The organism is Pseudomonas sp. FG35 (assembly GCF_057809295.1).
In genome coordinates this window covers 111,729-125,361 of record NZ_JBMDJR010000009.1, presented here as the reverse complement: position 1 = coordinate 125,361, position 13,633 = coordinate 111,729, and the positions used below count along the sequence as shown (strand labels likewise).

Sequence of the window (13,633 nt, the reverse complement as noted above, 5' to 3'; positions counted from 1 at the left end):
GTGGGAGCGAGCTTGCTCGCGAAGGCGTCAGTTCAGGCGACACCTTTTCTGGATCAGTCTTCCAGCAGCTCTTCAGCCTGACCCAGGATGTTTTCCAGGGTGAAGCCGAACTCTTCAAACAGTGCCGAAGCCGGAGCCGATTCGCCGTAGGTGGTCATGCCGATCACGCGACCTTCCAGACCCACGTACTTGAACCAGAAGTCGGCGTGGGCCGCTTCGATCGCGATACGCGCGCCAACCTGCAACGGCAGGACCGATTGCTTGTAGCTGGCGTCCTGAGCGTCGAACGCGCTGGTGCATGGCATGGAAACCACGCGCACCTTGCGACCTTGCTCGGTGAGTTTGTCGTAGGCCTGAACCGCCAGGCCAACTTCCGAACCGGTGGCGATCAGGATCAGCTCAGGCTCGCCTGCGCAGTCCTTCAGCACGTAGCCACCACGGCTGATGTCGGCGATCTGGCCGGCATCACGGGTTTGGTGCTGCAGGTTCTGACGCGAGAAGATCAGCGCCGACGGGCCGTCCTTGCGCTCCAGAGCGTTTTTCCAGGCCACGGCCGATTCAACGGCATCGGCTGGACGCCAGGTGTCGAGGTTCGGCGTGCTGCGCAGGCTGGTCAGTTGCTCGATCGGCTGGTGCGTCGGGCCGTCTTCGCCCAGACCGATGGAGTCGTGGGTGTAGACGTGGATCACGCGCAGCTTCATCAGGGCGGACATGCGCACGGCGTTGCGGGCGTATTCCATGAACATCAGGAAGGTCGCGCCGTAAGGCACCAGACCGCCGTGCAGGGCAACGCCGTTCATGATCGCGGTCATGCCGAATTCGCGCACGCCGTAGTACATGTAGTTGCCGCTGGCGTCTTCGGCGCTGACGCCTTTGCAGCCTTTCCACAGGGTCAGGTTGGAACCGGCCAGGTCAGCCGAACCGCCCAGCACTTCCGGCAGCAGCGGGCCGAACGCGTTCAGGGCGTTCTGGCTGGCTTTACGGCTGGCGATGGTTTCGCCTTTGGCCGCGACTTCAGCGATGTAGGCATCGGCCTTCTCGGAGAAGTCGGCCGGCAGCTCGCCGCTCAGGCGACGGATCAGCTCGTTGGCTTCGGTCGGGAACGCGGCGGAGTAGGCAGCGAAACGCTGATCCCACTCGGCTTCGGCGGCGCGGCCTTTTTCCTTGGCATCCCACTCGGCATAGATGTCGGCCGGGATTTCGAACGGGCCGTGGTTCCAGTTCAGCGCCTGACGGGTCAGGGCGATTTCCGCGTCACCCAGCGGGGCGCCGTGGCAATCTTCCTTGCCTTGCTTGTTCGGCGAACCGAAACCGATGGTGGTCTTGCAGCAGATCAGGGTCGGCAGCGGGCTCTTGCGAGCGGTCTCGATGGCGGTCTTGATCTCTTCCGGGTCGTGACCGTCGACGTTGCGGATCACTTGCCAGTTGTACGATTCGAAACGCTTCGGCGTGTCGTCGGTGAACCAGCCTTCGACTTCGCCGTCGATGGAGATGCCGTTGTCATCGTAGAAGGCAATCAGCTTGCCCAGGCCCAACGTGCCGGCCAGGGAAGCGACTTCGTGGGAAATGCCTTCCATCATGCAGCCATCACCCAGGAACACGTAGGTGTGGTGGTCGACGATGTTGTGGCCAGGACGGTTGAACTGCGCGCCCAGGACTTTTTCTGCCAGGGCGAAGCCCACGGCGTTGGCCAGACCCTGACCCAGCGGGCCGGTGGTGGTTTCAACGCCCGGGGTGTAACCGAATTCCGGGTGGCCCGGGGTGCGGCTGTGCAGTTGACGGAACTGCTTCAGGTCGTCGATCGACAGGTCGTAGCCGGTCAGGTGCAGCAGCGAGTAGATCAACATCGAGCCGTGGCCGTTGGACAGCACAAAGCGGTCACGGTCGGCGAACGATGGATTGCTCGGGTTGTGCTTGAGGTAGTCGCGCCAAAGCACTTCGGCGATATCTGCCATACCCATGGGGGCACCGGGATGGCCGCTGTTGGCTTTTTGCACGGCATCCATGCTGAGGGCACGAATGGCGTTGGCACGCTCACGACGGCTAGGCATCGCTGATCTCCTGGGTGTGAATAGATTGAAACGGAAAAAAGGAGGGCATTTTCCCTCACCCGAGCGCCTCGGGGCAATGACAGATAGTCATCCGGAGGCGTTTTTCCCATGGATAACATCGGTTTCGGTTGGTGAAACCTTTCCGCTGTTCGTTTGTAGAGTTAACCGGGCAGTGAGAAGTGCAATCGAATGCGCCATCCATCGAGCAATATCAAAACTTTTTGATATAGACCTTGCGATGCCTTCCGGCCGTCACTAGACTGCCAGCCCTATGAACTTACGCGTGCCTTCCATTCGCCATGACGATTGCGACGAGCTGGCGGCCCTGTGCAAGGCCGGCGGCGATCCGCTGCGGCTGAATGTATTGCGCGCCCTGGCCAACGACTCGTTCGGCGTACTGGAACTGGCGCAGATTTTCGGTATCGGCCAGTCCGGCATGAGCCATCACCTTAAAGTGCTGGCACAGGCGGATCTGGTGGCCACTCGCCGTGAAGGCAACGCGGTGTTCTATCGCCGCGCCCTGCCCCACACCGAGTTGCTGGGTGGCAAGTTGCATGCGGCATTGTTAGAAGAAGTCGACAATCTGGCGCTGCCAGCCGACGTGGAAACCCGGATCGCACAGGTCCACGGGCAACGCGCGGCCAACAGCCAGGACTTTTTCGCCCGGATCGCGGAGAAATTCCGCGCCCAGCAGGATTTGATTGCCGGCCTGCCGCAGTACCGTGAAAGCGTGCTGGCCCTGCTCGACAAACTGAATTTCGATGGCGCAGCCACGGCCATTGAAGTCGGCCCCGGCGATGGAGCTTTCCTGCCGGAACTGGCGCGCCGCTTCGGCACCGTAACCGCACTGGACAACAGTGCAGCGATGCTCGAACTGGCCCGCCAGGTATGTGAACGTGAACAGCTGGCTAACGTCAGCCTGCAATTGGCCGATGCATTGAATGGCGTGAGCCTTCAGGCCGATTGCGTGGTGTTGAACATGGTGTTGCACCATTTCGCCGCGCCGGCCGAAGCGCTCAAGCACATGGCCAGCCTGCTGCAACCGGGCGGTAGCCTGCTCGTGACAGAGTTATGTAGCCACAACCAGAGTTGGGCCAGGGAGGCCTGCGGTGATCTGTGGTTGGGGTTTGAACAGGACGATCTGGCCCGTTGGGCCACCGCTGCGGGACTCGTTCCCGGGGAAAGCCTCTATGTAGGCTTACGTAATGGTTTCCAGATCCAGGTTCGCCATTTTCAGCGACCGGCTGGCGACACTCACCATCGGTAAATTCAGGAAAACATCGAGATGAGCGAATACTCCCTCTTCACCTCCGAGTCCGTGTCTGAAGGACATCCGGACAAAATCGCCGACCAGATTTCCGATGCAGTGCTGGACGCCATCATCGCCCAGGACAAGCACGCACGCGTTGCGGTGGAAACCCTGGTCAAGACAGGCGTGGCCATCGTTGCCGGTGAAGTGACCACCAGCGCCTGGGTTGACCTGGAGCAGATCGTTCGTGACGTGATCTGCGACATCGGCTACACCAGCTCCGACGTCGGCTTCGACGGCGCTACCTGCGGCGTGATGAACATCATCGGCAAGCAGTCCCCCGACATCAACCAGGGTGTTGACCGTGCCAAGCCTGAAGATCAGGGCGCCGGCGACCAGGGCCTGATGTTCGGCTACGCCAGCAACGAAACCGACGTGCTGATGCCGGCCCCGATCACCTTCTCGCACCAGCTGGTACAGCGTCAGGCCGAAGCCCGTAAATCGGGTCTGCTGCCTTGGCTGCGTCCGGACGCCAAGTCGCAAGTGACCTGCCGTTACGAAGGCGGCAAGGTTGTCGGTATCGACGCGGTGGTTCTGTCGACCCAGCACAACCCTGAAGTGTCGTACAACGACCTGCGCGAAGGCGTGATGGAGCTGATCGTCAAGCACGTGCTGCCTGCCGAACTGCTGAGCAAGGACACCCAGTTCCACATCAACCCGACCGGCCAGTTCATCATTGGCGGCCCGGTAGGTGACTGCGGTCTGACCGGTCGCAAGATCATCGTCGACAGCTACGGCGGCATGGCCCGTCACGGCGGCGGCGCGTTCTCCGGCAAGGATCCATCCAAGGTTGACCGTTCGGCGGCCTACGCTGGCCGTTACGTTGCCAAGAACATCGTGGCGGCCGGCCTGGCCGAGCGTTGCGAGATTCAGGTTTCCTACGCGATCGGTGTGGCCCAGCCTACCTCGATCTCGCTGAACACCTTCGGCACCGGCAAGATCAGCGATGACAAGATCATCAAACTGGTCCGCGAAGTGTTCGACCTGCGTCCATACGCGATCACCACCATGCTGGATCTGCTGCACCCGATGTACCAGGAAACCGCAGCCTACGGCCACTTCGGCCGTGCTCCGCAGACCAAGACCGTTGGCGAAGACACCTTCTCCACGTTCACCTGGGAAAAAACCGACCGCGCCGACGCTCTGCGTTCCGCTGCCGGCCTGTAATACTCCTGGCGGTACGAGAAGCCCCGCACGGTTCGCCGTGCGGGGCTTTTTCATGGTCGCGAAACAACCGGCAAAACAGCCGCCCGGCCCGCTGGAAAATCCCGGCTAGCCTTCAGGTATCTCTCTGAGCAAGGACGCTCACGATGCTTGCCACACTGCGCCTGTTTTTGTTTTTCCTGCCGGTTTTCCACCTCAACGCCTTCGCTGACGACTGCCCCGACTGGGCCGCCGCCCGGGCATCGAGCGAAGTCGCCGCCCTGCAACAACAGATCCACCGCTGGGACGACGCCTATCATCGCGAAGGTCGCTCGGTGATCGCCGATGAGCTCTACGATCAGTCCCGCTTGCGCCTGAACCAATGGCGCCGGTGCTTCAAACTTCCCTCACCGCCCGAGCCGTTGCGCACCGCATCAGGCCCGGTTGCGCACCCGGTCGCTCACACCGGTCTGGACAAGCTTCACGACGCGGCGGACATCGCCACCTGGCTGCGCGACCGCCAAAACGTATGGGTGCAACCCAAGGTCGATGGCGTGGCGGTGACCCTGATCTATCGCGACGGCCGATTGCATCAGGCGATCAGTCGCGGGGATGGTGTTCGCGGGCAGGACTGGACGGCATCTGCAAAAAAGATCGGAGCCATTCCGCAACAGCTGACGCAACCGCAGGATCTGCTGGTGCAAGGCGAACTCTACTGGCGCCTGAACGGACACATGCAGGCACGTGCCGGCAGCGCCAACGCCCGCGCCACCGTGGCCGGCCTGCTGGGACGCAAGGATCTCGGCGCGGAACACGCCGCCGGTATCGGGCTGTTTGTCTGGGACTGGCCGCACGGGCCGAGGGACTTGCCGGAGCGAATCACGGCCCTGACACAATTCGGTTTTCCTACCACGGTGCCCTACACCCAGGCCGTCGCCAGCCTGAACGACGCGCAACACTGGCGCGATCACTGGTATCACTCGCCACTGCCATTCGCCACGGACGGCGTGGTTCTGCGCCAGAGCCTGCGACCGCCCGCCGAGCGCTGGCAGGCTCGTCCGCCCTACTGGGCTGTCGCCTGGAAATACCCGTTCGCCCAGGCACTGGCCGATGTGCGCAAGGTGCACTTCAAGATCGGCCGCACCGGGCGCATTACGCCGGTGCTTGAACTGTCGCCGGTGATGCTCGATGACCGGCAGATCAAACGGGTCAGCGTCAGTTCGCTCAGGCGTTGGCAGGAGCTGGACATTCGCCCCGGCGATCAGGTCGCAATCAGCCTGGCCGGGCTGACGATTCCGCGCCTCGACAGCGTGGTACTGCGCAGTACCGAACGCGCCGATCTGAACGTTCCGCTTGCCAGCGATTTTCACGCCCTGAGCTGCTGGCAACCGACACCGGGCTGCGAGAGTCAGTTCCTCGCGCGCCTGACCTGGCTCAGCGGCAAGCAGGGACTGGCCCTGCCGCATGTCGGTCGCGGCACCTGGGAGAAACTTCTCGAAACAGGCCGCCTGAACAGCCTGCTGGATTGGTTGACCCTCGACGGGCCGGAGCTTGCTAACATTGCCGGTCTCGGCGAGCGTAGCAGTGCCCGCCTGCTGCACAGTTTTCACAGCGCCCGCCAACGGCCGTTCGCACAATGGCTCAAAGCCCTGGGGTTGCCACCGACCGGTCAGGCAACACTCGCCGATTCATGGCAGGCGCTGGCACAACGCAACACCGAACAATGGCAGGCAGAAGCCGGGATAGGCCCGGGTCGCGCGGCGCAATTGAGCGCCTTTTTTCGCGACCCGCAGGTACTGACCCTGAGTGAAACCCTGCAAGCCGCCGGCGTCGACGGCTTCTGAACACGCAATCCCCGGCCAGCCGGGAACCCAATGTCCGCCGGAGCGCTCCAACAGCGCAGTGCTTTACCGACCCGATTGCCTTTGCACATGGAGCTTTTATGAAATTTCTCGCACCGCTCGCCCTGTTGTCGTTCTGCGCAGTCCTCGCCGCCCCCGTGATGGCCGACGAAGACGCACCGGGCCTGACCGGTTGTGCTGCCAAGAAGCAGGGCATCATCAATCAGATCGAACAGGCCAAGTCCCGCGGCAACGCCGACCAGCAGGCCGGCCTCGAAACCGCCCTGCGCGAAGTCACCGAGCACTGCACCGACGCAGGCCTGAAGAAAGAGCGCGAAAACAAGGTGCTAGACGCCAAGCACGAAGTGAGCAAGCGTCAGGCCGATCTGGACAAGGCCATGAAGAAAGGCGATCCGGAGAAGATCGACAAGCGCAAGAACAAGCTCGCCGAATCGCGCAAGGAATTGCAGGACGCGCTGGACGAACTCGACAAGTAAGAAAGCCGTGATCCCTTGAACATCAGTGGTCGCGAAACTCTTTATGGCAGGCACTGCAGGCATCTTCGACTTTCTGCACGGCCGGCCCCAGGTTACTGGCCTTGTAGGGTTGAACCTTGCTGGCGATCACCAGTTCACCGGTAGCCGCTTCAAGGCTGCGGGCCATTTCCTGGAAGCGCGCCTGTTTCTGCCATACATCGTCCTTGGCGCTGGTGTGATCTTCTTCGCGCACCTGCGGGAAATGTTTCCACGGCTCACGGGACAACGCATCGAGCTTGACCGCACCTTCCGCAAATTTCGGCCCGTCGAAGGCAATGCGTCCGCGCAGCATGCCGCCCAGGTCTTCGCCGGTCTTGAGCATCTGCTTGAAGATTGCCTTGCGCTGACCCAGCGGGGAATTCGGGTCGACACCGCCACAGGCGGACAAGGTCAGACAGGCCAGCAATACAACAGAAATTCGTTTAAGAGTCATGGTGGCTTCAGGTCACGGAAATCGGCGGCCAGTATCCTCGCGTCACCGCCAAACACCAATAGCCCTATTAACAATAAGGGTTGCTTGAGCGCATGGAGCACTTCAGCAACCGGCACAGGAAATTCTCCATGAACAGCCGCTTCAAGGCCTGGCGTCATCCGCTCCTCGTCACCCTCCCGTTGCTGGCGATCCTCGCCGGATGCACCGGTGGCGACAGCGCCAAGCCGAAAACCCACGCCCTGGCCACGTATTCCAGTGCCACCTGGGAAGCACTGCCAACAGTGTCCGATAGCGATCTGGTGGCCGGTTTCGGTTCCTGGCGCAGCGCCTGCACCCGGCTCAAGGCTGACCCGGTCTGGGGCGCGACCTGTGCGGCAGCCGCCAACGTGCCGCAAAAAGCCGGCGACATCCGCGCGTTCCTCAAGCAGAACCTCGACGTCTTCGGCCTGCGCGCCGAGAACGACAACCCCAACGGTCTGATCACCGGCTATTACGAACCGGTCTATCCCGGCAGCCTGACGCAAACCGCCAGCGCCAACGTGCCGGTGTACGGCGTGCCCGAGGACATGATCATTGTCTCGCTGGACAGCATTTATCCGGAACTGAAAGGCAAGCGCCTGCGCGGCCGCCTCGAAGGTCGCGTGCTCAAGCCTTACGACGACGCGGCGACCATCGAGAGCCAGGGCGTCAAGGCGCCGGTCGTGGCGTGGCTGACCGATCCGATGAACCTGCAATTCCTGCAGATTCAGGGTTCGGGGCGGATTCAGACCGATGACGGCCGACAACTGCGCATCGCCTACGCCGACCAGAATGGTCATCCGTACCGACCGATCGGCCGTTGGCTGGTGGAACAGGGCGAGCTGAAAAAAGAAGAAGTCACCATGGGTGCGATCAGCAACTGGGCCAAGGCCAACCCTTCGCGCATTCCGGAACTGCTGGCGAGCAATCCGAGCTACGTGTTCTTCACCCGCAATCCGGACAGCAACGAAGGGCCACGCGGCTCGCTGAACGTGCCGCTGACCGCCGGTTACAGCGCGGCTGTGGACCGCAAGGTGATTCCGCTAGGCAGCCTGTTGTGGCTGTCGACCACTCGCCCGGACGGCACGCCGCTGGTACGCCCGGTGGCTGCGCAGGACACCGGCGGCGCGATTGCCGGTGAGGTTCGCGCGGATCTGTTCTGGGGCACCGGCGATGCCGCCGGGCAACTGGCTGGCGACATGAAACAGCAGGGGCAGATCTGGATGCTCTGGCCAAAAGGCGCGGCGTTGCCGCAAGTCCCGCAGGTGGCCGACAAGCCGTAAGCGCAACGCAAAAGATCGCAGGCCTCGTCAGCCTGCGATCTTTTCAGGTTCAGATCGAAACGAAGAAGAAGCTGGCAATCAGCACTATCCCGACAAACCACACCAGCGAGCGCAAAGCCGCCCAGTCCGCCAGATAGCAAATGATGTAGAGCAGGCGACTGGTGATGAACAGCACCGCCAGCACATTGACCGTCACCAGCTCTGCCGTGCCCACCAGGTGCGCGACGATCACCGCCGCCGCAAACGCCGGGGTCACTTCAAAACTGTTCAGTTGCGCCGCATGGGCACGACGCGCCACGCCATCCACGCTGTCCAGAAAGTCCCGGGGATCATGATTGTCCCGCAGTCTGAAACCACCCGAGGCCTTGGCCACGACGGTGCACAGATAGGGCAGAAAGATCGCGATCAACACACACCACAAAGCCACCGTCATAACACCGTCCTTCTTTCGAGTTTTAGAGTTGCCGGGCGCTCAGAACTTCATGACCAGCATGCCGATCAGCACCAGCCCACAGGCTAAGAGCCGCGGCCGGCCGAAAGGTTCTTTCAGGTAACGCATGCCGAACAGCACCACCAGGATCACGCTGATTTCACGCAACGCCGCCGCTTCGGCAATCGAGCCCAACTGCATCGCCCACAGCACCAGAGCGTAGCTGAACAACACGCAGAACCCGACCGCCAGCCCCAGCTTCCATTGCTCGCGCCAGAACAGCATGAACGCCGGACGCTTGGCCACCCATGCCAGCATCGGAAACGGCCAGGCACTGAACAGCGTGACCCAGACCAGGTAATCCAGCGGATGCGACCAGCGCCGCAACGCCTGGCCATCGATGTAGGTGTAGCAACCGATGCACAAGCCGATCAGCGCCACCACCGGCAGCATCGCCCACGGCAAATGTTTCCCGCCGCCGCCCTGCCAGAGCAGGCAAGCCATGCCCAGCGGGATCAGCAGGATTCCGAAGATTTGCTGGGTGGTCAGCACTTCGCCGGCGAAGATCAGGGTCAGCGCCAGTACCACCAGCGGCGACAATCCGCGCATCAACGGATAGACCAACCCCAGATCGCCGACCCGATAGGCCTGGATCAACAGGTAGCGATACAGCAGTTCGAACGCCGCCGACGCCAGAATCCACGGCCAGATTTCCGCCGGCGGCAGGCTGATGAAAGGCATCGCCAGCACCACGAACAACAGCGCCACGCTGTCCATGCAGGCCACCACCAGCAGCCGTTCGGCGCTGAACTTGATCAACGTGTTCCACGCTGCGTGCAACAGCGCCGCCACCAACACCAGAGCTGTCGCCAGCACGTGCCACTCCTTTGTTCTTGTTGTTGAACCTGAGCCAATTAGTCAGATTATTGATTCGCGATGTGTCAGCAGCTGTTTATACTGCAAGCGACCACGCCGCACTCAGTTGCGCACAGACAAATTCCAATAATTCCTGCCTGCCCCGTTCTCGCCCGAGACCGGTCGCCGGCCTGCGTATGCCTGATCAAAGCGTCAAGACTACCGACAGAGACCTTGCGCATGCCACTCGCCTTGCTTGCACTCGCTGTTGCCGCTTTCGGCATCGGCACCACTGAATTCGTCATCATGGGCCTGCTGCCCGATGTCGCTCGCGACCTCGCGGTGAGCATTCCCCATGCGGGCCTGTTGATCACCGGCTACGCCCTGGGCGTGGTGTTCGGTGCGCCGATCCTCGCGATCGGCACCGCCAACATGCCGCGCAAGGCCACGCTGCTGGGCATGACGCTGATGTTCATTCTCGGCAACGTGCTGTGCGCGTTGGCGCCTAACTACGCGACACTGATGGCGGCGCGCGTGGTCACCGCGCTGTGCCATGGGGCGTTCTTCGGCATCGGTTCGGTGGTGGCCGCAGGGCTGGTCGCACCGAACAAACGGGCGCAGGCGATTGCCATGATGTTCACCGGCCTGACCCTGGCCAACGTCCTCGGCGTACCGCTGGGCACAGCACTCGGACAGTACGCCGGCTGGCGCTCGACCTTCTGGGCGGTCTCGGTGATCGGAGTGATCGCGGCCCTCGCCCAATGGCTGTGGTTGCCGAAACACATCCCGATGGACAAGGCCAACCTCGCCAGCGAATTCAAGGTGCTGGGCAAGGTCAACGTGTTGCTGGCGCTGGGTATGAGCGTGCTCGCGTCCACCAGCCTGTTCAGTGTGTTCACCTACATCGCGCCGATTCTGCAGGACATCACCGGCGTCAGCCCTCACGGAGTGACCGTGATGCTACTGTTGTTCGGTGTCGGCCTCACCGGTGGCAGCATGCTCGGCGGACGCCTGGCCGACAGTCGTCTGTTGCCGTCGCTGGTGGGTGTCGCACTGGCGGTGGTGGTGATTCTGGCGGCGTTCAGCCAGACCAGTCGTTCGGTGGTTCCGGCGGCGATCACGCTGGTGCTGTGGGGGATTTTTGCCTTCGCCCTGTGCCCGATCCTGCAACTGCTGATCATCGATCAGGCTCACGAGGCACCGAACCTCGGTTCGACCCTGAACCAGAGCGCGTTCAACCTCGGCAATGCCGCCGGCGCCTGGATCGGCGGGCTGGTGGTGGCCAGTGGCGCGGATCTCGCGGACTTGCCCTGGACCGGCGCGCTGGTGGGCGTGCTGACCGTGCTGACGGCGCTGTTTTTCATCTACCTGCAACGTCGGGGTGTCGCTGCGGTCAATGTGTCCGGCTGATTCCCGGGGGACACCATTGTGTCCCCACCCGGCGTCAGCCCATCCAACCCTTGCGTCCATGAACGGGCGCGATGTCTTTCCACCCCCCATCCAAAGGACCCCGGATGCTTGAACTCGTCGCCGCTTTCATCTGCCTCACCACCCTCCTCACCTTTGTGAATTTCCGCTTCATCGGCCTGCCCCCGACCATCGGCGTGATGGTTACCGCGCTGATGTTTTCCCTGTTGCTGCAAGGCCTGAGCCTGCTCGGCTACCCCGGTCTCGAAGAGCGCGTACAGCAACTGATCGGCCAGATCGACTTCGGCGATCTGCTGATGAACTGGATGCTCTCGTTCCTGCTGTTCGCCGGTGCGTTGCACGTGAACCTCAACGACCTGCGCAGTTACCGCTGGCCCATCGGCCTGCTGGCGACCTTCGGCGTATTGATCGCCACCGCCGTGATCGGCAGCCTCGCCTACTACATCTTCGCCCTGTTCGGCTGGCACGTGAGCTTCCTCTATTGCCTGTTGTTCGGCGCGCTGATTTCCCCGACCGACCCGATCGCGGTACTCGGCGTGCTGCGTACGGCCAATGCCTCGAAGCCGCTGAAGACCACCATCGTCGGCGAATCGCTGTTCAACGACGGCACCGCCGTGGTGGTGTTCACCGTGTTGCTGGGCATCGCGCAACTGGGCGAAACCCCGACCGTCGGCGCCACGGCCATGCTGTTTGCCCATGAAGCCATCGGCGGCGTGCTGTTCGGCGGGCTGATCGGTTATCTGGTGTACCTGATGATCAAGAGCATCGAGCAGCACCAGATCGAAGTCATGCTGACCCTGGCGCTGGTGATCGGCGGTTCGGCGATGGCCACCGAGCTGCACGTCTCGGCGCCGATTGCGATGGTGGTTGCCGGGCTGATCATCGGTAACTTGGGTCGCAACCTGGCGATGAACGACATGACCCGCAAATACCTGGACGGTTTCTGGGAATTGCTCGACGACATGCTCAACGCCCTGCTGTTCGCGCTGATCGGGATGGAGCTGTTGCTGCTGCCGTTCAACTGGCTGCACGTGGCGGCGGCAAGCCTGCTGGCGCTGGCGATTCTGCTGTCGCGCCTGCTCACCGTGGCCCCGGCCATCGTCTTGCTGCGGCGCTGGCGCACCGTGCCGCGCGGCACTATCCGGATCCTGACCTGGGGTGGATTGCGCGGCGGTGTGTCGGTGGCACTGGCACTGGCCCTGCCGTTGGGCCCGGAGCGCGATCTGCTGCTGAGCATCACCTACATCGTGGTGCTGTCATCGATCCTGTTGCAGGGCCTGACCATCGGCAAACTGGTCAAGCACGCAACGCGCGACGAGCCGGCGAGCGCTGCCGAGCCCGCGCACCATTGATCATTTCTTGATCTGCTGCGGATCGGGCTTTTCGGCCTGATCCGCAGACTCTTTCGGCTTTCCGCTTTCACTGCGGATCTGCGCATGACTGATCAGGGCGAAGATGAAACTGCCGCCGATGATGTTCCCCGCCAGGGTCGGCCCGGCGAACACCGCCCAGAAGTCACTCCACGGCAACTCGCCGGCAAACACCAGATACGACACCTCCGCCGACCCCACCACGATGTGCGTGAAATCGCCCAGTGCCATCAGATAGGTGATGAGGATGATGATCCACATCTTCGCGCTCTCCATGGACGGAATCATCCAGACCATGGTGGCAATCATCCAGCCCGAGACGATGCCCTTGGCGAACATCTGACTCGCGTGGTTTTCCATGACCTTGCGGCCGATTTCGAGGAAGGCTACGTCAGTCTTGCTGTCGAAGATCGGCAGTTCGAGCATCACGTAGGCCACCAGAATCGTCCCGCACAGGTTGCCGAACAGCACCACCGTCCACAGCCGGATCAACCGGCCGAAATTGGCCAGGGTCGGTTTGGTCATCACCGGCAGCACAGCAGTCAGGGTGTTTTCGGTAAACAGTTGCTGGCGGGCGAGGATCACCGCGAGAAAGCCTGCGCAGTAGCCGAAACTGGCGATCACCTTGAATTCGTCGCCCTCGGGCAGACGCGAGTTGAGCAGGCCCATGCCCATCAGCGACAGGCCCATGGTCAGCCCGGCCGCGAGCGCCGACCACCACAACGCGGCGATGCTGCGCTCCAGTTCCTGGTCGCCCTGTTTGCGGATGATTTCATGCAGAACCGCCGCGCGGGGCGGCTGGTTTTTCTCGACTTCGTGCTGTTCCTTGGCCGAGAGATCGGGGGTCTTGCCGTCTGTTGGTGTGGTCATGGCGGGAAACCGGTGGCGGGGTCATAAGGCTACGACACGCGCCGCTCGGCTTCCGTTCGCCGGTGT

Annotated in this window: 12 protein-coding genes; 7 read left to right on the top strand and 5 right to left on the bottom strand. The window is 62.3% G+C overall.

What is annotated here, in order from left to right; all coding sequences use genetic code 11:
* Positions 1-53 precede the first annotated feature (53 nt).
* Positions 54-2,051: a transketolase gene (gene tkt, locus ACODTD_RS18880; protein ID WP_201816570.1), complete on the bottom strand. Its 1,998-nt coding sequence runs from the start codon at positions 2,049-2,051 to the stop codon at positions 54-56.
* Between the two features lie 271 nt (positions 2,052-2,322).
* Between tkt and ACODTD_RS18875 the strand changes: the two genes are divergently transcribed.
* From ACODTD_RS18875 to ACODTD_RS18860, 4 genes are all read left to right on the top strand, one after another.
* Positions 2,323-3,318, top strand: coding sequence for an ArsR/SmtB family transcription factor (locus tag ACODTD_RS18875; RefSeq protein ID WP_108563449.1), 996 nt, complete (start codon positions 2,323-2,325; stop codon positions 3,316-3,318).
* An 18-nt stretch (positions 3,319-3,336) separates the two neighbouring features.
* Positions 3,337-4,527, top strand: coding sequence for a methionine adenosyltransferase (gene metK / locus ACODTD_RS18870; RefSeq protein ID WP_011336330.1), 1,191 nt, complete (start codon positions 3,337-3,339; stop codon positions 4,525-4,527).
* A 143-nt stretch (positions 4,528-4,670) separates the two neighbouring features.
* Positions 4,671-6,347: an NAD-dependent DNA ligase LigB gene (gene ligB, locus ACODTD_RS18865; RefSeq protein WP_221615978.1), complete on the top strand. Its 1,677-nt coding sequence runs from the start codon at positions 4,671-4,673 to the stop codon at positions 6,345-6,347.
* A gap of 98 nt (positions 6,348-6,445) precedes the next feature.
* Complete coding sequence (locus ACODTD_RS18860) at positions 6,446-6,841, top strand: DUF1090 domain-containing protein (protein ID WP_007959697.1); 396 nt, start codon at positions 6,446-6,448, stop codon at positions 6,839-6,841.
* Positions 6,842-6,863: 22 nt separating this feature from the next.
* On the opposite strand, the gene ACODTD_RS18855 is transcribed toward ACODTD_RS18860, so the two are convergent.
* Positions 6,864-7,313 (bottom strand): c-type cytochrome, encoded by a 450-nt coding sequence (locus tag ACODTD_RS18855; RefSeq protein ID WP_221615977.1) that lies wholly within the window; start codon positions 7,311-7,313, stop codon positions 6,864-6,866.
* Positions 7,314-7,441: 128 nt separating this feature from the next.
* Here ACODTD_RS18855 and mltA point away from each other — a divergent pair, with 128 nt between their 5' ends.
* Positions 7,442-8,614 carry a murein transglycosylase A gene (gene mltA / locus ACODTD_RS18850; RefSeq protein WP_041475449.1) on the top strand — a complete coding sequence of 391 codons (1,173 nt, stop codon included), beginning with the start codon at positions 7,442-7,444 and terminating at the stop codon, positions 8,612-8,614.
* A gap of 49 nt (positions 8,615-8,663) precedes the next feature.
* On the opposite strand, the gene ACODTD_RS18845 is transcribed toward mltA, so the two are convergent.
* Together ACODTD_RS18845 and ACODTD_RS18840 are read right to left on the bottom strand one after the other, a co-directional pair.
* Complete coding sequence (locus ACODTD_RS18845; protein WP_011336334.1) at positions 8,664-9,047, bottom strand: MAPEG family protein; 384 nt, start codon at positions 9,045-9,047, stop codon at positions 8,664-8,666.
* Positions 9,048-9,086: 39 nt separating this feature from the next.
* Complete coding sequence (locus ACODTD_RS18840; RefSeq protein ID WP_221615976.1) at positions 9,087-9,920, bottom strand: EamA family transporter; 834 nt, start codon at positions 9,918-9,920, stop codon at positions 9,087-9,089.
* 219 nt (positions 9,921-10,139) lie between these two features.
* Here ACODTD_RS18840 and ACODTD_RS18835 point away from each other — a divergent pair, with 219 nt between their 5' ends.
* Together ACODTD_RS18835 and ACODTD_RS18830 are read left to right on the top strand one after the other, a co-directional pair.
* Entirely contained in the window at positions 10,140-11,309 is a 1,170-nt protein-coding gene (locus tag ACODTD_RS18835) for an MFS transporter (protein ID WP_007959692.1), read from the top strand.
* Positions 11,310-11,413: 104 nt separating this feature from the next.
* Complete coding sequence (locus ACODTD_RS18830) at positions 11,414-12,679, top strand: cation:proton antiporter (protein WP_011336336.1); 1,266 nt, start codon at positions 11,414-11,416, stop codon at positions 12,677-12,679.
* Here ACODTD_RS18830 and ACODTD_RS18825 read toward each other — a convergent pair whose 3' ends face one another.
* Positions 12,680-13,567, bottom strand: a complete 888-nt coding sequence (locus tag ACODTD_RS18825) for a formate/nitrite transporter family protein (protein WP_011336337.1) — start codon at positions 13,565-13,567, stop codon at positions 12,680-12,682.
* Between the last annotated feature and the right edge of the window lie 66 nt (positions 13,568-13,633).